The organism is Nonomuraea sp. NPDC003709 (assembly GCF_040610775.1).
GTDB classification, from domain to species: Bacteria; Actinomycetota; Actinomycetes; order Streptosporangiales; family Streptosporangiaceae; genus Nonomuraea; species Nonomuraea angiospora_A.
On sequence record NZ_JBEXMW010000017.1, the window covers coordinates 125,631 to 145,361 of the forward strand.

The 19,731-nt window shown below is 69.7% G+C and carries 20 protein-coding genes and 2 pseudogenes; 14 read left to right on the forward strand and 8 right to left on the reverse strand.

Going from position 1 to position 19,731, the window contains the following annotated elements; genetic code table 11:
* Positions 1–337 precede the first annotated feature (337 nt).
* Positions 338–1,450, reverse strand: coding sequence for an MFS transporter (locus tag ABZX61_RS41395; RefSeq protein WP_355202285.1), 1,113 nt, complete (start codon positions 1,448–1,450; stop codon positions 338–340).
* 196 nt (positions 1,451–1,646) lie between these two features.
* Between ABZX61_RS41395 and ABZX61_RS41400 the strand changes: the two genes are divergently transcribed.
* From ABZX61_RS41400 to ABZX61_RS41410, 3 genes are all read left to right on the forward strand, one after another.
* Entirely contained in the window at positions 1,647–2,540 is an 894-nt protein-coding gene (locus tag ABZX61_RS41400; protein ID WP_355202288.1) for a LysR family transcriptional regulator, read from the forward strand.
* Between the two features lie 136 nt (positions 2,541–2,676).
* Entirely contained in the window at positions 2,677–3,564 is an 888-nt protein-coding gene (locus tag ABZX61_RS41405) for an alpha/beta hydrolase (protein WP_355202291.1), read from the forward strand.
* Positions 3,561–4,385, forward strand: a complete 825-nt coding sequence (locus ABZX61_RS41410; protein WP_355202294.1) for an LLM class flavin-dependent oxidoreductase — start codon at positions 3,561–3,563, stop codon at positions 4,383–4,385. Before ABZX61_RS41405 ends, ABZX61_RS41410 begins: the two co-directional genes overlap by 4 nt.
* 65 nt (positions 4,386–4,450) lie before the next feature.
* Here the strand turns inward: ABZX61_RS41410 and ABZX61_RS41415 are convergent, their stop codons facing one another.
* Positions 4,451–5,395 (reverse strand): NADP-dependent oxidoreductase, encoded by a 945-nt coding sequence (locus ABZX61_RS41415; protein ID WP_355202666.1) that lies wholly within the window; start codon positions 5,393–5,395, stop codon positions 4,451–4,453.
* Positions 5,396–5,493: 98 nt separating this feature from the next.
* On the opposite strand from ABZX61_RS41415, the gene ABZX61_RS41420 reads away from it, so the two are divergent.
* Positions 5,494–6,027, forward strand: a complete 534-nt coding sequence (locus ABZX61_RS41420; RefSeq protein WP_355202297.1) for a MarR family transcriptional regulator — start codon at positions 5,494–5,496, stop codon at positions 6,025–6,027.
* A gap of 42 nt (positions 6,028–6,069) precedes the next feature.
* Here the strand turns inward: ABZX61_RS41420 and ABZX61_RS41425 are convergent, their stop codons facing one another.
* A complete protein-coding gene (locus tag ABZX61_RS41425) occupies positions 6,070–7,269 on the reverse strand; it encodes an FAD-dependent oxidoreductase (protein ID WP_355202300.1) in 1,200 nt (399 codons plus the stop codon).
* A gap of 41 nt (positions 7,270–7,310) precedes the next feature.
* Here ABZX61_RS41425 and ABZX61_RS41430 point away from each other — a divergent pair.
* Positions 7,311–7,946, forward strand: a pseudogene (locus ABZX61_RS41430) (NmrA family NAD(P)-binding protein).
* A 9-nt stretch (positions 7,947–7,955) separates the two neighbouring features.
* On the opposite strand, the gene ABZX61_RS41435 reads toward ABZX61_RS41430, so the two are convergent.
* Entirely contained in the window at positions 7,956–8,528 is a 573-nt protein-coding gene (locus ABZX61_RS41435) for a helix-turn-helix domain-containing protein (protein WP_355202303.1), read from the reverse strand.
* A 376-nt stretch (positions 8,529–8,904) separates the two neighbouring features.
* Here ABZX61_RS41435 and ABZX61_RS41440 point away from each other — a divergent pair, with 376 nt between their 5' ends.
* From ABZX61_RS41440 to ABZX61_RS41470, 7 genes and pseudogenes are all read left to right on the forward strand, one after another.
* Positions 8,905–9,744 (forward strand): alpha/beta hydrolase, encoded by an 840-nt coding sequence (locus tag ABZX61_RS41440; RefSeq protein WP_355202306.1) that lies wholly within the window; start codon positions 8,905–8,907, stop codon positions 9,742–9,744.
* The gene (locus ABZX61_RS41445; protein ID WP_355202309.1) at positions 9,737–10,342 is read left to right on the forward strand and encodes a WHG domain-containing protein; all 606 of its coding nucleotides are present in this window, start codon (positions 9,737–9,739) and stop codon (positions 10,340–10,342) included. Before ABZX61_RS41440 ends, ABZX61_RS41445 begins: the two co-directional genes overlap by 8 nt.
* Positions 10,343–10,485: 143 nt before the next feature.
* Positions 10,486–10,679, forward strand: a pseudogene (locus ABZX61_RS41450) (IS5/IS1182 family transposase); the annotation flags it as partial.
* Between the two features lie 171 nt (positions 10,680–10,850).
* Positions 10,851–11,300: a nitroreductase family deazaflavin-dependent oxidoreductase gene (locus ABZX61_RS41455; RefSeq protein ID WP_355202668.1), complete on the forward strand. Its 450-nt coding sequence runs from the start codon at positions 10,851–10,853 to the stop codon at positions 11,298–11,300.
* Between the two features lie 316 nt (positions 11,301–11,616).
* Complete coding sequence (locus ABZX61_RS41460; RefSeq protein WP_355202311.1) at positions 11,617–12,015, forward strand: hypothetical protein; 399 nt, start codon at positions 11,617–11,619, stop codon at positions 12,013–12,015.
* A gap of 145 nt (positions 12,016–12,160) precedes the next feature.
* Positions 12,161–13,495 carry a cytochrome P450 gene (locus ABZX61_RS41465; protein WP_355202314.1) on the forward strand — a complete coding sequence of 445 codons (1,335 nt, stop codon included), beginning with the start codon at positions 12,161–12,163 and terminating at the stop codon, positions 13,493–13,495.
* Positions 13,492–13,671, forward strand: coding sequence for a hypothetical protein (locus ABZX61_RS41470; RefSeq protein ID WP_355202317.1), 180 nt, complete (start codon positions 13,492–13,494; stop codon positions 13,669–13,671). Before ABZX61_RS41465 ends, ABZX61_RS41470 begins: the two co-directional genes overlap by 4 nt.
* 85 nt (positions 13,672–13,756) lie before the next feature.
* Here the strand turns inward: ABZX61_RS41470 and ABZX61_RS41475 are convergent, their stop codons facing one another.
* Together ABZX61_RS41475 and ABZX61_RS41480 are read right to left on the reverse strand one after the other, a co-directional pair.
* Positions 13,757–14,374: a DUF305 domain-containing protein gene (locus ABZX61_RS41475; protein ID WP_355202320.1), complete on the reverse strand. Its 618-nt coding sequence runs from the start codon at positions 14,372–14,374 to the stop codon at positions 13,757–13,759.
* Between the two features lie 93 nt (positions 14,375–14,467).
* Positions 14,468–14,866 (reverse strand): hypothetical protein, encoded by a 399-nt coding sequence (locus tag ABZX61_RS41480; protein ID WP_355202323.1) that lies wholly within the window; start codon positions 14,864–14,866, stop codon positions 14,468–14,470.
* 299 nt (positions 14,867–15,165) lie between these two features.
* Between ABZX61_RS41480 and ABZX61_RS41485 the strand changes: the two genes are divergently transcribed.
* Positions 15,166–16,146, forward strand: a complete 981-nt coding sequence (locus ABZX61_RS41485; protein WP_355202326.1) for an NlpC/P60 family protein — start codon at positions 15,166–15,168, stop codon at positions 16,144–16,146.
* Positions 16,147–16,157: 11 nt separating this feature from the next.
* Here ABZX61_RS41485 and ABZX61_RS41490 read toward each other — a convergent pair whose 3' ends face one another.
* Entirely contained in the window at positions 16,158–16,799 is a 642-nt protein-coding gene (locus tag ABZX61_RS41490; RefSeq protein WP_355202329.1) for a class I SAM-dependent methyltransferase, read from the reverse strand.
* Positions 16,800–16,937: 138 nt separating this feature from the next.
* On the reverse strand, positions 16,938–18,803 hold the full coding sequence (locus ABZX61_RS41495; protein ID WP_355202332.1) for a hypothetical protein: 1,866 nt from the start codon (positions 18,801–18,803) through the stop codon (positions 16,938–16,940).
* Between the two features lie 139 nt (positions 18,804–18,942).
* Here ABZX61_RS41495 and ABZX61_RS41500 point away from each other — a divergent pair, with 139 nt between their 5' ends.
* A complete protein-coding gene (locus ABZX61_RS41500) occupies positions 18,943–19,668 on the forward strand; it encodes a LuxR C-terminal-related transcriptional regulator (RefSeq protein WP_355202334.1) in 726 nt (241 codons plus the stop codon).
* Positions 19,669–19,731: the final 63 nt, after the last annotated feature.

Here is a 19,731-nt window from a genome sequence, read left to right on the forward strand (position 1 = left end):
CCCTGTTATGTGCGGCAAAGGAGCGGCGTGGCCGAACTTGTGGCGTTGCCATGCGCAGCTACGGGATCGGGATCGGCAAGACCGCGATGCGGCTCGGCGAGGCCCGGCCGCTGGCGTCGGTGGCTGATGAGGAGATCGGCGAGGCGCTGGAGCTGCTGTGGGACGGTGCGGCGGTCAACACCTGGAACGCCCGCCGGGCTGCTGCCACGCCGGCTCAAGGACCGCACCCGGGGCCCGATGTTCCTCACCCAGCGTCGCCCGGGGCCGGGCAAGGTGCTGTCTCGGCGCGATGTCTGCCCCAACACCGGGTGCACGCGCTGACCCGCCTCGGCGTGGGTCAGCTTCCGCTTCGGCGGCGGAGCGCCGGGCCGAGCGCCTGCTGGGCGGCGAAGAGAGCGATCCCGGTGATCGCGCATGCCGCTGCCAGAGCCGTTCGTCCGGCATGGTCGAGCAGTACGGTGCCGGCCAGCGGGCCGAACACGGCGCCGACACTCCAGGTGGCGGAGGCGATGCCCATGTACCTGCCGCGCAGGTCCGCCGGTGCGAGGTCGGCGAAGGTGGCGCCGAACATCACGGCGATGCCGATCTGACCGAGGGTCCAAACCAGGACCGATCCCGCGTAGCCGACCCCACTCTCCACGAGGGTGCCCAAACCGACGCCGGCACCGGCCAGGAGCATGGACACGGCCAGCACCGAGCTGGGGTCGCGACCGGCAAGCAGCCGTACCGCCAGTGGTTGGCCTACCACGATGACGATCCCGTTCAGAGCCAGCACCGCGCCGTAGGTCGCGGGGCCGTGACCATCTGCCGTCATGACGAGCGGTAGCGTCGCGAACGTCTGCAGGAACAGGGTGAAATAGGCGACGTAGATCAACACCATGACGATCATCAGCCGGTCGCGCAGGAGCACCGGCAGCAGCGCTCGGCGGGGCTGATTCGGTGTCGCCGGCCGGGTCTCGGGAATCCGGCGCCAGACGATCAGCGCCGCGATGATCGAGGCCGTGGCATTGATCCAGAACAAGAGTCCATACCCATACTGGGCCAGGACCCCCGCGGTGATCGTGGCGATGGAGAAGCCGAGGTTGGCCGCCCAGAACAGCAACCCGAAGGCCCGGACCCGCTGGCTCGGATGGAGGTCGGCCACCACAGCCGACCCAACCGGGCGGAACAGGTCCGCCATCAGCCCGACACCGAGTGCCGCCGCCCAGATCACCGGGACCGTGTCGGCCGAGCCGAGCGCGACAAGCGTCACGGCGGTTCCCAGGAACCCCACCAGCATGGTGTGGCGTCGTCCGATCCGGTCGCCCAGCCAGCCGCCGAGCACCTGGGATCCGATGCCTCCGGCTCCCGTCGCCGCCACCACCGCGCCCGCGGTTGTCGGCGTCAGCCCTTGCTCCTGCGTCAGATAGAGCACGAGGAACGACTGTGCGACTCCGCCGGCGCGGCTCACGAAATGAGTCGCCGCCAGGGACCAGACCAGGCTGGGCAGGTCCAATCGCAGGCGGGACAGTCGGCGGCCCAGCGGTATCGCGGTCGGAGCGGGCGTGTCGTAGGTCGTCATGCCGATGACACTAGGATCACCTAGTACATCAAGAAAAGCGATTACTTTCGATCAAATCAATCGCGATTTCCGATACTCTGACGTTATGGCTGATGTTGAGCTGCGCCACCTGAGGACAATGGCCGCTATCGCCGAGGAGGGAACGTTCGGCCGAGCGGCGGTTCGCCTCGGCTACACCCAGTCGTCGGTAAGCCAGCAGATCGCCGCGCTGGAGAAGGCCGTCGGTGGCGCCGTCTTCGACCGGCCCGGAGGCCCCAGGCCGGTACGGACCACTCCTCTTGGCGAGGTGGTCCTGGCCCACGGGCGCGATCTGCTCACGAAGTCGGAGGCGCTGGCCGACGCCGTCGATCGCTTCAAGGCGGGTAACGGCCGGATCGACATCGGCACCTTCCAGGGCGCGACCAAGCTGATCCTGCCGGCCGTCGTGCGCCGGCTGCTGAGCGAGCACCCCGGCTGCGACATCCGGCTGTCGGAGGTGGGACCGGAGGATCCGAGGATTGGAGATCTTGACCTGTTGTTCCACTACGACCGGATCGACGGCGACGTCGAGCACGTCGAGCTGCTCGACGAGCCGTACCTCCTGGTGGCCGGCGCAGGTGCGTTCCCCGATGGTCCGGTGCCGGTGAAGCTGCTCGACGACGCTCCCATGGTCGCCTGGCCGCCCAACGTCCACCAAAGATGGCTGGAACGGGAGCTCGCCGGCGCGGGCGCCCGGCCGCGGATCGTGTTCCGAACGGCCGGCCACGACACCGTCGTGTCGATGGTACGGGTGGGCCTGGGCTCAGCGGTGTTGCCCTGGCTCGCCCTCCAGGGATCCGATGTCTGGTCCGACGACCGGCTCAGCATCCATCGACTGCGACCGTCGCCCGCCTGCACGTGGTACCTGTACTGGCCGGCCGGGCGCACCCAGTCGCCCCTCGCGGCCCGAGCCATCGACATCGCCGTCGAAGCCGCCAATGAGCTGGCCGGCCAGATGTGACATCGGACGAGTCACGGGAGAGCGCGACTCTCGCCGCGTGGAAGGGCTCAGCGGCAGCGACTATCGCTGTAGGCGATTGATTCAATCGGAAATCATGGCTTTTCGCGATGGGGCCGCGAGGCTTAGCGTGCCGGACATGAACGGTCGTCAAGATCACCCCGAGCAACTCCTCAAAATCAACGGCGTAGAGCTCTGCGCTCAGTCATTCGGCGACCCTGCCGCACCCGCCCTGCTGCTCATCGGCGGCGCCGAGGCGTCGATGGACTGGTGGGACGATGAGTTCTGCGAGCGCCTCGCCGCCGGCGGGCGGCACGTCATCCGGTACGACACCCGGGACACCGGCCGCTCCACAACCTTCCCGCCCGGCGCACCGCCGTACGGAAGCGAGGCCCTGCTCGACGACGCCGTCGGCCTGCTCGATGAACTCGGCCTCGCGGCCGCGCACATCGTCGGCGTCTCCATGGGCGGCGGCATCGCCCAGCACCTGGCCGTGCACCACCCCGGCCGGGTCGCCTCCCTGACGCTCATCGCCACCAGCCCGGGCGGGCCCGGCGACCCCAATCGCCCTGACCTGCCGCCGATGAGCGCCGAGCTGGCGAAGCGGTTCGCCGAGGGCGGTGACGAGGCGCCCGACTGGGCCGACCGCGAGGCCGTCATCGCGTACTACATCGACGGCGAGCGCACCTTCGCGGGCACCATCCCCCTCGACGAGGAGCGGCTGCGCCGCGTCGTCGGCCGCGTCTGGGACCGCAGCCCTTCCCTGGCGTCGGCGCAGAACCACTGGCAGCTCGCCGGCGGCGAGCCCGTCCGCGCCCGCCTCGGTGAGATCGCGGTGCCCACGCTGGTATTGCACGGCACCGCGGACCCGCTGCTCCCGTACGGGCACGGCGAGGCGCTGGCACGGGAGATCCCGGGAGCACGGCTCGTCCCGCTCGAAGGCATGGGGCACCAGATGCCGCCACCGGAGCTCTGGGACATCACGATTGCAGAGATCCTTTCGGTTTCCGAAGGAGAGCGCCCGTGAACCGGCTGCGATCGGCACTCTGGCTGCCGCTCTTCGACGAGCTCGCCGACCCGCGGGCGGTGGCGAACCTGGCCGCCGAAGCGGAGGAAGCCGGGTGGGACGGCTGCTTCGTGTGGGATCACCTGTCCTGGCGGGCGCCGGTCCAGCAGGTCGCCGACTCGTGGATCGCGCTGGCGGCGATCGCGACCGCGACCGAGCGGCTGCGGCTCGGCCCGATGGTGTCGACGCTCGCCCGCCGGCGGCCGGCCAAGGTGGCGCGGGAGACCGCGACACTGGATCAGCTGAGCGACGGCCGTCTCACCCTCGGCGTCGGAATCGGAAGCGACCGGTTCGGCGGCGAGCTGTCCAAGACCGGCGAGCAGCTCGACGACCGGCAGCGCGGGCGGATGCTCGACGAGTCGTTGGCGATCCTGGCCGCCGCCTGGTCCGGCGAGCCGGTGCGCCATCGCGGCGAGCACTACACCGTCGACGACATCACGTTCCTACCGCGGCCGGTTCAGCGGCCCGGCGTGCCGGTGTGGGCCGCCGGATTCCCCGGCAACGTCAAGCCGATCCGCCGGGCCGCCCGGCTCGACGGCTTCTTTCCGATCAATCTGGAGCACCCGGACCAGCTCGCCGAGGTCGTCGGCACCCTCACCGAACTGCGACATGGCGAGATGGCCTCGTACGACATCGCCATCAGCCTGCCCTCCGACGTCGACCCACTGCCGTACGCCGCCGCCGGCGCGACCTGGTGGCTGACGGAGTTCGACCCGGGTGTACGGCTCGACACGGTGCGCGGCGTACTCCGCGACGGCCCAGCGAATCCGGGCGGTGATTGAGCCGCGCGGCAGGCGATGGCGGACATCCACTGGCTGCGGCGTTGAAAGGGGGCAGACCAGGGGGGTCAGGCGGTCGGCGCAAGGACGACGACCTTGCCGGACACGGCACCGGCGGCGACTTCCGCATGGAACGCCGGGAGGTCCTCGAGCTGGATACGGCGGCTGATGTCGATGTGAAGTTCGCCTCGGTCGATCGCCGCCACGAGGCCGGCGAGCTGCTTGGCGTCGCTCCGGACGTAGACGTTGAGCCCGCGCACCTGGCGCCCTTCGTCGCTCGGCGCCTGCATCCACACCGTGGTGTTGACCACGGCCCCGCCGGACCGCACGAGAGCGGCCTGGTCGGCGAGCTGCGAGGGCTCGATCGGTGCGAGGTTGAGCAAGAGGTCGACCGGCTGGGTCACCGCATCCACCACGTCGGTCGTGGTGTGGTCAAGGACCTCGTCGGCACCGGCGGCTCGGACCCGGTCCGCGCTGCGCGGGCTCGCCGTGGCGATGACGTGCGCGCCGGCGGTCTTTGCCAGCTGCACCGCGTAGGCACCGACAGCGCCTCCGGCGCCGGTGATGAGCACGCGCTGCCCGGCGGTGAGCTCGCCGAGTTCGAACAGTGCCTGCCATGCGGTCAGGCCCACCAGTGGCAGGGCCGCCGCGTCAGCGAGCGGCACGCTCGAAGGCGCGGCCGCCAGGACCTCGGCGGGCGCGATGACGTACTCAGCAGCCGCGCCGTCGCCGATCATCGGGAGGAATCCGACGACCTCGTCACCGACCGCCACCGCATCGACGCCGCCACCGAGCGCGTCGACCGTTCCGGCGACGTCGATGCCAGGCGTGTGCGGGAGCGTCACCGGGAACGGGCCCTGGAGACCACCGCCGCGGATACCGGCGTCGACCGGGTTGAACGACGTCGCCGCGACCCGGATGCGAACCTCACCAGCGCTGGGGACGGGCAGCGCCACGTCCTCGTAGCGCAGGACATCGGCATCGCCGTACTCGTGGAATCGCACTGCCTTCATGACGAACTTCTTTCTTCGAGAGACGCTATATGCTTCGAATTCGAAGCACTGAAGTGAAGCTAGCACTGCTTCGAGTTCGAAGCAAGTACGATTGCGGCATGACCGAAGAAGAGCCCCCTCCGCCGCTCGATCCCGCCGAACTCGGCGCGTACTTCGCGCTGATCGAGGTGAGCAGCCTGCTGCGCCACACGGTGGAGCAGCAGCTGCGCGACGCCGGCGACCTCAGCTACGTCCAGTTCCAGCTCTTGGCCACACTCGGGGACGCGGCAGACGGCAGCCGGCGCATGACCGAGCTGGCAGACGGGGTTGTGTACAGCCGCAGCGGCCTGACCTACCAGGTGGGGCTGCTGGAGAAGGCCGGACTCGTCGCCCGCAGCCCGTCCGCGGAGGACGACCGGGGCGTGACGGTGACCATCACCGAGGCGGGACGGGACGTGCTCGCCAGGGTGTTCCCCGGTCACATCGACGTCCTGCGGCAACTCTTCCTCGAACCGCTCGCGCGCGACGACATCGACAGCCTCGCTCGTGTCCTCACCGTCGTCCGCGATCACATGCGCTCCATCCCGCCTCGGTCGGCGAAGCCGCGCCGGAAGAGCGCCGCACGCCAGAGCCCCACTGACGGCGGAGCCTGATCGCGCCCCGGCCCCATCGCCGGGACAACGAGCGCCGCGGGATCATCCGAGCAGGCGCGAGCGGCGGATTCGGGCGTCCGGGTCTACGGCGTCGGCGATCGCCGCGGACCGCTTCCGGACATCCGCCGGCAGCGCATCCGGCACGCTCGCCGCGCCCTCGACCCACGAGCCCGGCGTCGAGCCGGCGTCGGCGATCGACCAGACAGATCGTGCCCGAGCGAACCCTGCTTCGATCCGTTCACGGGGGAACAGGTTGAGCGGCGCAACCGCGTGGTAGATGAAGTCGCCCGGCGGGGCCACAACGGCCCCGGTGCGCCTGACCGGCGCGCCCGCCACGTGGCGGATCTCCATCATCACGATCGGGGCGTCGTCTGCTGCGGCTGTCGAGAGGAGCGCTTCGGCGATGTCAGGGGTCGATGCGTCGAGCCACCGCGCGTCACCGATAGCCGGGGTTGCCGTGGGTGGATCGAGGTGGATCCGCGCAAGTCCCGCCGCGTCGGTTGGGCCCCAGCTGTCGGAGACAGGCTCCGCTGCCGCCCGCATCGCGTCGAGCAGCGGAGTCGCCGCGACGGGCCCGTCAGGATCGGCGATCGCGAGGTGAACCGCGACCCTCCCGTGCAGTTCCTCCGGGAACGGAGGCAGAGGCGGCACGTGGAGCACCGCGATGCTGGAGGAAACGCCGCTACCGACTGTTCCGATGGTGCTCGACCATGCTGCGACGAGTTTCGGTAACGCGTCGGCATGCCACAGCAGTGCTCCGGCATGGAGATCCGCCGCCGGGACGAGATCGAACTCCAGCGTGTGAGCGATCCCGACTCCCCCCGCTCCGCGGAAGGCCCAAATCGCCGCTCGATCGACCTCGTCGGTGGCATCGTCCGCAGCGGTGCGGGAGCGACCGCTGCCGTCGACGTAGTGGACGGCACGAAGTGCTCCACTGGCAAGTCCATCCCGCCGGACAAGCCAACCGATGCCGCCGCCGAAGGTGTAACCGGACACGGACACACTCGGGGCTGAGCCGGCCAGTCCGAGCAAGCCGTGCTGTTCGGCGGCGGCGTTCACCGCAGACCAGGTTGCGCCGGCCCCGACCACGGCGACGCGCGACTCAGGGTCGATCGACACGTCGGTGAGCCTCGACGTGTCGAGGAGGACCGCACCCCTGCCCACCGGCGCGCCGGCCCCGTGGCCGGTCGCCTGCGGCACGATCTCGAGCGGCGTGCCCGACGACTGCGCAAGCGCAGCCACCTCATCGAGCGTGGGCGCGATGTCCTCCGGACGGGAGACGACTGCGACCCGCGCAGGTCGCACAGAAGCAAGCGGTTCGCGCCCTGGTTCGCGACACCGAATCCGCAGGCGCACGTGCTCTCCGAGCCCGCGGTGTGGAGGTCGTCGTCGCCGACCAGGAGAACAGCGAGTCGCTCCAGCGAGCACTCACCGAGGTCGCAGCACTGTTCCTCATGACGACGTTCGAGGGAGCAGACGGCACGGAGGGCGAGACGCGCCGCGGTGTGACCGTCGCGGATGCCGCGGCACGCGCGGGCGTGCCGCACGTCGTGTACTCGTCGGTCGGCGGGGCAGAGTGAGCGACAGGGATCCCGCACTTCGAGAGCAAGCACCGGGTCGAGCAGCGGCTCAGCGAGGTCGTACCGACGAAGTTCGTCCGCCCGACGTTCTTCATGGAAAACCTGGCGCCGCAGCTCGCAGACGGCGGGAGTGGGGAACTGGTGCTTCGCCTGCCGGTTGCAGGTGACGTTCCGCTCCAGATGATCGCCGTTCGCGACATCGGCGCCGCCGCCGCGCGTCTCTTGACCGACCCTGATGCAATCGATGGCGATACGGTCGAACTCGCCGACGACGAGCTCACAATGGCTCAGGTGGCCGACCGGGTCCCCGACCAGGGTCCCGGCGCGCGCCGGAACTGACGCGTCGAACTAGCCGCGATCGGGTGCGATGCCGCGCAGGAACACCGCGCGCTGTTCGGCGGCCGCCTCGGCCCAGCCAGGCACGTTCGACATCGGCTGCGCGAGCATCGCCCCGAAACGCACCACGGTCCCCGCATTCACATCCGTGCGGACCGAACCGTCCTGATGGCCGCGCTCGAGGATGGCACCCATGACTTGCTGCATGCGCGCGCGCAGCTCCGCGGACTCGGTGCCCTCGGCCATGGGCGCTCCGTGGAGCGGAAGTACCAGTTCGTCTCGATGAGCGAAGGTTTGGTGGAGGAACCGGCTGATCGAGTCATGCCCGGTATCGCCGGCCGCCAGCGCGTCCTCGGCCTCGGCCAGGATCAGACGATAGGCGCGGACCGCCATCGCCTCAAGCAGCGCCTCCCGGTTCGGGTAGCGACGGTAGAGCGTCCCGATCCCGACTCCCGCCTCAGCAGCGATCTGCTCCAGCGGAACGAACTTACCCTCGGCCAACCCCGCACGCGCAGCCGCAGCAATCAGCCGCTCAGCGTTCTCCGCCGCATCCTTCCGGAGCTTGCGCTTTCGCGTGGGTGTCATGAGCAACACATCCTACGCGAGCGGGAGTTCCTGATGAACGGCGGATCCGATGATCAAGGAGACGCCAGATGACCGGCACCGTCGTTGAGGACGAGTCCGGAGCAGCCAGTTCAGGCGGTGTCGAGCGCGACGTCGGACGAGCAGTTGATCTCGATGCTGGTGGACCGTGCTCGGACGCAGGGGGCTGCAGCTGAGTGGTGAGGGCGAGTTGTTTCAGCAGCTGATCAAGCCGGTTGTCGGCGTACGGGACCAAAAGACGATCAAGAGAACGCCGCATGCCCTCATGGGAGCCGGTGCCGCTACGTCAACCTCAAATCGGCCCTTGACTGGATTGGCTAATGCCATTAGCTTTTTAGCTAACACATTTAACCAAGGAGTGGACTTGACCGAGTTTCTGACCCACGACAGCGGCACCCTGGCCTACGACGTCACCGGCGAGGGCCCGCTGATCGTGCTGTCGCACGGGATGGGTGACACGCGGGAGGCTTACCGGTTCCTCGCGCCACTCCTGGTGGAGGCGGGCTACCGGGTGGCGGCGGCCGACCTGCGCGGACACGGCGAGTCGAGCACCGGGTGGGCGTCCTACACCCGGACGGACACGGCCGGTGACCTCGTAGCGCTGGTCGAGCACCTGGGCGGTGGCCCGGCGGTGATCGTGGGCCACTCGTTCTCCGGCGGATCGGCAACGATCGCGGCGGCGCACCCGGCGGTGGCAGCGGTCGTGGAGATCGGGCCGTTCACGCGGGTGCCGAAGATCGCCTTCGGGGCGCTGTTCACGAACGCTCACTACCGCACCGGGCTCGTCCGGCTGCTGCGCACCGGAATCACCGGGAATGTGGACACCTGGCTGAGCTACCTCGACCACGCCTACCCCGGTGCGAAGCCCGCCGACTGGGCGGAGCGGCAGGCCGCACTGGCGACGACGCTGCGTGAGGACGGCCGGATGAAGGCCGTCCAGAAGATGGGCCAGTCCGCGCCGAAGGATGCCGAGGCCGCCCTGCCGGCACTGGGTGTGCCCGCGCTGATCATCATGGGCACGCTCGACCCCGACTGGGCCGACCCGCGCGCCGAGGCGGAGGGCATCGTCGCCGCGATGCCCTCCGGGCTGGGGTCGGTCGTTATGATCGAGGGCGCGGGTCACTACCCGCACGCACAGTTCCCCCGCGAGGTCGCGGCCGCCGTCCTGTCGTTCCTGAAGGAGACCGTGAGTGCCTAGAGCGGGGCTGTCGAGTGAACACGTGACGCAGGTCGCCGCCGATCTGGCCGACGAGGTCGGATTCGCGGGCCTCACGCTCGCCTTGCTCGCCGACCGGCTCGGCGTTCGGACGCCGTCGCTCTACAAGCATGTTGGTGGCCTGCCTGATCTGCGGCACAAGGTCGCGACGCTGGCCATGGAAGCCATGGCCGACGCAGTCGGGATGGCCGTCCAGGGAGTGTCCGGCAAGGCGGCCCTGGCCGCCTACCTCACCGCCCTCCGCGCGTACGTGACCGCGCACCCCGGCGCTTACAGCGCGACGATCGGCGAGCCTTTCGGGGAGCCCGACGATCCGCTGCTGAAGGCCGGGACGCGGGTGATCGACACGATGACCGCCGTCCTGCGTGGCTACGGCGTCCCCGAGGAGGAGATGGTCCACGCGATCCGGACGATCCGGTGCACGATCCACGGCTTCGCCGCGCTCCAGGTCGCGCAGGGCTTCCAGTGGACGGGCGCCCCGGACGTCTCGTTCGCATGGATGATCGACTTTCTGGATCGCGGCCTGCGCCAACGTCCGGAATTTCGGGGCGATTCCGTAACCCAAGATCACGAGTGGTGATCTTGGGGTCGGGGCGCACCGCCCGAACCATGCCCCGCCCTGGCTGCAGGAAGGCGTGAAACCCCTGCTGGAAGTGGTCTTGCGACAGATCAACTTCACGGCGAGGGCTTCACGTGTCGTCCAGTGTCACATTCACCGCCACCTTGGCGGTCGATCGGTCCACCGCCGAGTTCCTGGCGGGCAAACTCGCGGCTCACCGGCGTGCGATGGGCATGCGGAAGGGAACGCGGGAGCAGGCGGTGCTGGTGCCGCGCTGGTTCGCAGGATCGGCGAGAGCACCGCGTATGACTACCTGCACGAGGGGATCGACGTGCTTGCCGAGCAGGCCCCCGACCTGGCCGCCGTGCTGGAGGAGGCCAGGGAATCCGGGATGACCCTATGTGGGTTCGCGCGGGTATGCGTGCCGGGGCCCAGCACTTGACAACCAAGACTGAGTTGTGGATGAAAACGCACGAGCCGGGTGTTGGAGCGTCCTGAACGTGAGTTGACCGACCAAGGGATGGATGCCATGCCTCTTGTGGGTGAGTACGAACCCAGCCCGGCGCAGTGGGTGCGCGAGCAAGTGGAGCTGTACGAGAGCTCCGGCGGCACCAAGGGAACGACTCTGATGGATACGGGAATGCCCGTCATATTGCTGACCACCCTGGGTGCCAAGAGCAGCAAGATCCGCAAGACGCCGCTGATGCGTGTGGAGCACGAAGGCCGATACGCCGTGGTCGCTTCGCAGGGTGGCGCTCCCGAGCACCCCGTCTGGTACTTCAACGTCAAGGCCCACCCCCATGTGGAACTTCAGGACGGCCCTGCCAAGCAGGACATGAAGGCCCGTGAGGTGACCGGCGCGGAGAAGGCCGAGTGGTGGGAGCGTGCGGTGGCGGCGTATCCGCCGTACACCGACTATCAGAAGAAGACGGACCGGGAGATCCCGGTGTTTGTGCTGGAGCCGCTGGACAGCGACTGACCACGCGGAAGTCTTGCTCCACGGGACGTATGGGGTCCGCGCCTGCCAGGCGCCTGTGCGTCCCGTGGTGCTTCTCCGCGCGACGGGGTTCTCTCCTGCCTCCTGGCGCGGCTGGACGCCACCACCACCCGCCGCAGCCCAGCCCTGCGGCGGGTCCGTCTTTGCAACGTGCGTGACGGCTTCGGCCCCACTCCTGCCAGAGGACGTCGCAAACCAGCCGGACGCAGGACGCTGACACGATTCATGGGACTCTCATCTCATCACCATGTGGCTCCAAGACCCCTCCACGACCCTGGTGCCGTAAGGAGGGAGTGTCATGACCGTGGTACCGGATGTGATCATTGGGCCATCGCCTGTCGCGGGCCTGCGGGAGTCGGTGAAGGCGTTCGTGGCCGATTGGGGCAAGCAGGCGAGGATTCCGGTGGAGGTGTGGGCGTTGCCGGAGGGTGCGGTTCCCCACGAAGCGGGCCGCCTCGCCTTCGCGGTGCTCGTCGACGCGTTCTCGGCCGTCGAGCAGGCCACGTACGTCTCGATGGCGCTGACCGCCGGGGTCACGTTGAGGCTGACCGTCTGCGACGACGGGCCGGGGCTCGGCTCGCACGAGGTCATCGACCGGAGCAAGCTGCACGCCCGGGCCGCCGCGTTGGGAGGGCGGTACGACATCGCCTCATCGGTCGGCAACGGAACGACCGTCACGCTGGAGCTGCCGCTGTGAGCCTCCGCTCTCATCCTTGATCACTGAACGGCCACCTGCGGGTGAGCGGGTCGGACCCGAGGCGGTGACGGTCGCCGGAGGCTGCCGCGGGTGCTGGGCACCTTGCCAAGCAGCCACTCACGGGAGATACGTAGAAGAGATCCGTATGTCCATGGAGGTGACCGTGTCGGTGATCCCCGGACCGCCCGTACGAGGTGACGGCGGGCTGCATGACATCGCTACCGCGGGCGGCCTGCACGCCTACCAACTGCGGCTGCACGCCGAATACGGGCCGGTCGTACGTTTCGAGCTGCCCGGCACGGACTCAGCGGTCTCCATCGCGGACCCGGTGCTGCTCGAGGCCACCGCCGGGGTCAACAAACGGCCGGAAGCGCTGTTCGAGTTCCTGGCCCCGCTGTGTGAGGCCGGCAACCTGCAGACCCTGCCCGCGGACGAGCACACGCCATGGCGCCGCGCGGTCCTGTCCGTACTGGCCGGTCGCCGCTCCCACGAGGCCCACTTCCCCGGCTTGACCGCGCTCGCCGGCCGGCTGGCGGACCGGTGGGCGAAACAGGCCGGCGAGGGACCGGTCGAGTTGCAGAAGGACCTGAGCGCGCTGTCGCTCCGGATGATCTGCCAGTACGCCCTCGGCAACGGCGTCCACGACCCGGACAAGGTCGTGACGGCCTTCGAGGTCGTGCTCACGGAGTACCTGGGCCGTCAGTACCAACCGGCCGACCCGGGAACCGAGGAGCAGAGACGGAAGCGTGCCCAGGAGGCCCTGGCCTACCTGCGCGCAACCGTGAACGACGTGCTCGCCTCGGCCCAGCAGGACGGCAACGCCCTGGCCGCGGCGTTGGTCGCGGCGGGGATGAGCCCGGCCCGCGTGCGGGACACCGTATTGATGATCATGCTTGCCGCCCACCACACGACCGGCGTGGCGGTCTCGTGGACCCTCTACCTGCTCTCCCGGCACCCCGCCGAGGCCGAGCGGGTCACGGCGGAGATCGACGAGGTCCTGTCCGATCGTGTCGCACCCGAGTACGCCGACCTCAAACGGCTGACCCGGCTCCAGATGGCGCTCAAGGAATCGATGCGCCTGTATCCGCCGGGTCCGTACGGGGCCCGCGAGACCACCGAGGATCTCGTCCTGGCCGGCTACGAGATCCCCACCGGGACGACCATCTTCTATCCGTTCTGGGCCGTCCACATGAACCCGCGGTACTGGCCCGATCCCGAGACGTTCGACCCTGGCCGTTTCACCCCCGACCAGGTCGCCGACCGACCTCGCTACGCCTACATCCCGTTCGGCCTCGGTCCGCGCAGCTGCGAAGGCGCGAGCCTGGCCATGGTGGAGGCCGAACTGGTGCTGGCGATCCTTCTGAGGAGATTCCGCTTCCAGCCGGCCTCCGGACACGACGTCGTCCCCGTCGAACGGTTTGTGCTGTGGGCCGCGGACGGGATCCGCATGAATCTGACGCCACGGCCGGCAACCCGGTGACTAACGGCGCCCCCCGACGCCTGCGCCGGCGGACACGGCCGGACCGGCACACGCTGATCGAGCTGGCGAAGGCCATCTCCAGCATGCACGGGCCGGGCATCGTGATCGGGGACCATCTGCGGCTGACGGTGCTGCGCGACGTGAAGCCGGACAAGGAGTTGGAGCAGGGAGAGTGATCCCGGAGCGGATCGGGGCGGTAGCCGGTCGGTCCCGGGGCCCGCCGCGCCGTGCGGCGGGCCACCGGCTCCTGAAGGCCGTCTCCTAGAGGCGGTCGAGGATCTCCCGCAGCTGGGCGACCTCGGCCTGCTGGGCGGTCTCGATGGTCTTGGCCAGCTCCTTGGCCTCGGCGTTGGAGCCCTGCGTCTGCTCGGTACGCGCCATCTGGATCGCACCCTCGTGATGGGCGATCATCAGCTCGGCGAACTGCCGGTCGAACGCGCCGCCCTTGGCCTTCTCCAGCTTCTTCATGTCGTCCTCGGACATCATGCCGGGCATGTCATGGCCCATCCCGTGGTCCATGCCTTCGGACGGCATCGGCTTGCCCCACGCCGTGAGCCAGCCCTGCATGGTCTGGATCTCCGGGTCCTGAGCGGCCTTGATCTTCGCGGCCAGCTCCTTGACCTCCTTGTCGGCGGCCCTGGTCGCGGCCAGGTCGGCCATCTCGACCGCCTGCTGGTGGTGCGGGATCATCATCTGCGCGAACATCACGTCCGCGTCGTTGAACGCCGCCGCGGGCGAGGCGCTCGCCGTCGTCGCGGCGGGTGCGCTGCTGGACATGCCGGCCATGTCCGGCCCCATCGAGCCGCTGTCGGTGCCGCCGCAGCCGGCGACCAGCGCGAGCACGGCTCCGGCCGCCGCGGTGGCAGCCGAGATCCTCATATTCGTGAACATGGTGTTTTTTCCTTCGGTGATGGAGGTACGCAGGCCGTCATCGCGAACCGGGCTTTTCAGCCCGTCCGCCGATATTTCGGCCTATATGCGCATCACCGAGAGCACTGCGGGGTTCGGCGCCAGGCGGCGCGGCGGCGCTCTGGCCGCCGTACGCGCCGGGGACCCCCATCCGCCCATCCCCGCACGCCAGTAGAGTGTGGCGGCCCAGACGACCGCGATCAGAAGCGCGATGACCGAGGTGAGCACGGCCAGGCACACGTCGCTCGGATCGAACCCGGCCGCGTCCCGCGAGCAGATCGCGACCTCACCCCGGTCCGTCCCGAAAGACTCCACGGGAGAGGCGTGAACGTGCGAGCCTTGAACGACGGCGCCGCCATGGTGAGAGCCGAGATGCCCCAGCGTGTGCATGCCGGCCACGCCGAACGCGATCAGCAGAGGCAGCAGCCAGGGGAGGCCGGGCAAGAGCAACCGCCGTGCCACGCGCTCGCCCCCTCACAGCTGCCGACCTTAGTATTCGCGCCAGGATAGCCAGCGGCGTCACTGCTCACCCGGACAACAGAACAACTACAAGCCATAGTAGTAGACGTCCCAACACCCTGAGTCTCCCGTTGAACGCCGGCGGCACTGCGTGCGTATCTCCTCTTGGACCGGCGTGATCGTCCCCTAGCGCAGGTAGTACCCGCCGTTCCGGATTCTCGATGCCGCAAACAGGCCAGACAGCCCTTTCACTTCTGTACTATTTCGCCCCAGGTTCTGGAGATTTACGAGGAGGCGTCGTAGTGGCCCTGCCGACAAGGCTTGGACGAACAGCGGCGGCCGCGGCCCTGTCCCTGGTCGCACTGGCCGTCACTCCCGGCGCGGCCGTGGCCGAGCCGTCGCCGGCCAAGGCCAGAGCCAAGCTCGTGAAACTGAACGAGCAGGCCGACCAGGTGGTCGAGCGGTACAACCAGGCCACGGAGGCGTACAAGAAGGCCAAGAAGAAGTACGACACCCTCAACACCGAGCTCCGCCTCAAGGACGCCCGAGCCAGTTCCCTGCGCGACGACCTCGTCCGGCTGGCCGTCAACGACTACCAGTTCGGACCGATCAGGGGGTGGGAGGGGCTCGCAGGCCAGGCCGATCCCACGGCGATCCTGAACAGCATGGCCTCCTTCCGGGAGATGGCCGAGTCCCGGGCGGCCAAGGTCCGCGCCTACGAGGCGGCCACCAAGGAGCTGCGCGACCGGCGCAACGACGCCAAGAGCACCCTGGCCGAGTCCGACGCCGCGCGCGACAAGGTCAGCGGCGAGAAGTCCAAGATCGAGAAACTGATCGCCGAGCAGACCAAGCTGCTGCGCAGGCTGGGCGCCTTCAACGCCGGCGACCCCAACAGCGCCGGCATCAAGTACACGGGTCCGGCCTCCGGCAACGCCCGCGCGGCACTGCAGTTCGCCTTCGCCCAGGTGGGCAAGCCGTACCGGTTCGGCGGCACGGGACCGGGCTCCTACGACTGCTCCGGCCTGACCCAGGCCGCCTGGCGGCAGGCGGGGGTCGAGCTGCCCCGTACGACCTGGACCCAGTGGAGCTGGGGCTCCGCCCGCCGCGTCCCCCTGAACGCGTTGCAGCCCGGGGACCTGCTCTTCAGCAAGGGGCTGGGACACATGGGCATGTACGCCGGCAACGGGAAGATGGTGCACGCGCCGCAGACCGGGGACGTCATCAAGGTCGTCGATCTGGACGACTACTGGCGCACCCGCCTGCTCGGCGCGGTCCGCCCCTGACCGGGGGTGCTCTACGTGGTCCGGTGAGCCCGGCCGAGGACGTGCGCGAGGGCGGGGATGGGCGGCTGCGGCGCGAAGGCGAACCGCTCGACCTCGTCCACGGCGAAGCCCGCCCGCCGGATCGCGGCGAGCGTGTCGCGGTTGGGACTGCACCTTCCGGCCATGCGCCGCCACACCGGGGTGATCGCGTCCTGGAGCAGGCCGAGCGCCGGGTTGGACGATCGTACGTGCTCGTAGAAGCGCAGCTCCCCGCCCGGCCTGAGCACCCGGGCGATCTCGGCCAGCGCCGCCGGTGGTGAGGGCACGCTGCACAGCACGAGCGAGACCACCGCGGCGTCGAAGGCCTGAGCCTCGCCCGGCAGAGCCTCGGCGTGGCCGGCCACGACCCGCACGGGCACGGGCGCCGAGGCGGCCTCGGCCTCGGCGAAGCGGCGCAGGGTGTCCTCCGGTTCGACCGCGACGACTTCGCTGACCGTCTTGGGATAGTGGGCGAAGTTGCGGCCGTTGCCGGCGCCGATCTCGATCACCCGGCCCTCGAGCCCGTCCAGGAGCCGTTGCCGGTGCTCCCGCCCGCCGCGCAGGTCCGCGGCGGCGGAGGCCTGGACGTACACGCGGGCCAGGCGGGGATGCTGAAATCCGGACAGGTCAGTCACGACGATCACCTCTGTTAGCGGGCTACCGTCTTCCAGACTGGCTCATGGCGGACGAAAACGGCCTGCTATCGACTCGCGGGCCCCGGTCGGCGCGGGCGGTGTGCGTGCCGTCGCCGGGACGACGGCACGCACGGGTCGTCATTTCTCGCAGCGGATGGGGTAGGTGGTCTGCGCCGTCGGCTTGTTGTGGTTCAGGACCTCGATCTTGATCGTGCCGTCGGTCCTGGCCGGCCGGCTCCAGCTGAACGCCTGGATGCCGATGACCCCGCCCTCCGGCATCTTGTGGGTGAAGGTCTCCCCGGCCTGGCCGTCGATGACCCAGTGGTAGCTGACCTCCGTACCCGCCGGCGCCTTGAACTCGCCGAAGGCCGTCAGGTACGGGTCGGCGACGCAGTCCCCGTAGTAGCCGACCGACTCGATCTCGGTGATCTGCACCGTGCCCGGCGACGGGTCGGGCTGCGTGCAGGTCCAGGTGTAGGGCTCCTGCTTGGCGGGCTTGTTGTGGTTCAGGACTTCCAGGCGGACCACGCCGGAGCCGCTGGACCTGGCGTTGCTGTACCAGAAGTCGCCGATCCTGCTCCGTACACCGGGCTTGAGCTTGGCGGTCCTGAGCGTGCCCGGCTTGCCGTCGACGACCAGGCGGTACTTGACGTCGGCCGCGCGGTCCGTCACGACCATGGCGTCCGCCATCAGGCTGAACGACCCGTCGCACTGGCCGGCTAAATGGGAGGTCAGCATGTACTCGACGGTCAGCTTGGCGTCGCCGCCCTCGTCGACGCAGGTGAAGGAGAACTCGCGCTCGGCCGGCTCGCCGGGCCCGCCCTCGGTCGCGAGGCCGAGCGTGTGGGTGCCGTTCCGGCCGGAGTCGAGGCTCCAGGTGGCGGACACGTCACGGGTGCGGGGCTGGTCGCCGGCGGGGAAGTCGACGGTCTGCGGCGTCCACTTGACGCCGTCGAGGATCCACCAGTACGTGACCTTGCGCGCCGGGCCGGCCGGGAGCGAGATACGGCCGGTGGCCTGGTACGAGACGGGCTCCAGGCAGCTGCCCTCGTAGTCGCCGGGGGTGACGTCGACGATCTGCGGCACCGGCTTCTGCGCGGGCGGCGGCGTCGTAGGCGGAGGCGTCGTGGGAGGCGGCGTCGTAGGCGGAGGCGAGGTGGGCGGAGGCGTCGTAGGAGGCGGCGACGTCGGCGGAGGGGTCGTGGACGGAGGCGTCGTGGGTGTGGTGGAGCAGGTCACCTGGTAGGTGGCGCGTCCGGAGTCGCGGCCGCCGGCGTTGAGGATGCGGATGGCCTTCCAGCCGCCGGTGGAGCTGCCCACGGACAGCGGCAGCGTCACCTGCCGGGTACGGGGCCCGCCCGCCGCGAAGTACAGCGACTCGGGCCGCCCCTCCCCCGCGCTGCTGTCGATCCACTGGTAGTCGATCTTGGCGGGCGTGCGCGACACCTGGACGGTGCCCGTGAACAACACCGTCGTGGGGCAGGCGCCGCGGTAGGTCACCGGGCTCGCCTCGACGTCGGCCGCGGCGACCAGCGGCCTGCCGGGCTCGGCGGGCAGCGGGTGAGCGCCGCCCCACACCACGACGGGGCCCGCGCACGCGACGCTGAAGCGGCCCTTGGCCGACAGCCCCTTCCTGCCGAGGATCTCCACGGCCTGCCAGCCGGAGGTGCTCCGGTCGAACGTCTGGCGGTCGGTCACGACCACCTTGCGCGTGCCGTTGACGCGGAAGCTCTTGATGGCGCCCTTGCTGCCGTCACCGCGTACCCAGCGGTAACGCACGGTTCCCCGGCCCTTGGCCGCGACCACGGCGGAGAAGCCGACCGTGGTGGGGCAGGCGCCGGACTGCTTGGCGGGGCTCGCCTTGACCTTGGCCGTCCTGACCGCAGGCGCGGCCGTCCTGACCGCAGGGGCGGCCGAACTGACGGCGGGGGCGGCGAGCGCCGGAGGGGCGGCCAGCAGGCTGCTGAGCAGCGCGGCACCCAGCAGCAACGCTGTCCTTCTCATCGGGGGTCCCTTTCTTTCCACAGAAGAGGGACCATGCTCCCCGGCCCGCCTTGGGACTCACTTGGACCTCTCTTGTAACGTCCGCCACAAGTGCCGCCAAGGGATCGGTCAGAATGTCCCCATACGGATGAGGGGGCGTGTGAACGAGAGCGTGGCGTTGGCCCAGCTTGCCCATCGGCTGGAGGAGGTGGTGGGCGAGCTACGCGGCATCCCCGTCGACGTCGAGCGGGTGGAGGACAACGAGCTCGTCCGGGAGCAGATCGCGCAGGCCGCCGCCACGGCCCGCGAACTGCGCGCCATGCACCCGGTGGGCTCGGCGGAGCACGGCCGCGAGGAGCAGAAGAGCCGCCTCCGCGTGCTGGACGCCCTGCGGCGCGGCATGACGATGCGCACGATCGTCCACGCGAGCGTCCTGGACGACCCCCGCAAGGCGGCCCGGATCAGGGAGCTGCACGCCACCGGCGACCTGCACCGGGTCATCGACGAGCCGATCCAGCAACTGCTCGTCTTCGACCGCGCGGTGGCGTTCGTCCGGATCACCCCCGTCCCCTACGCGCCGGGGGCTCTCGTGATCAGGCAGCAGAGCCTGATCGCCATCCTCATCGACCTGTTCGAGCAGACCTGGGCCAGGGCCAGGGAGACCACCGAGCCTGCGCACCGGCTGACCCAGCGGGAGCGCGAGGTGCTCGCGCTGATCGCCGAAGGGCGCTCCAACAGCGCCGTCGCCCGCGCCCTGTCGATCACCGAGGCGGCCGTCGGCAAGCACGTGGCCAGTGTGTTCGCCAAGCTCGAACTGCCCGCGACCGCCGACGACAACCGGCGGGTGCTGGCCGTGCTCGCCTACCTGCGCGGTGCAGCGGGGTAGGGCGGCGGGGTAGGGCCAGGACTACCCCGTCCTCGTCCCAGCCCCCCTGCGGGCGGGATCCGG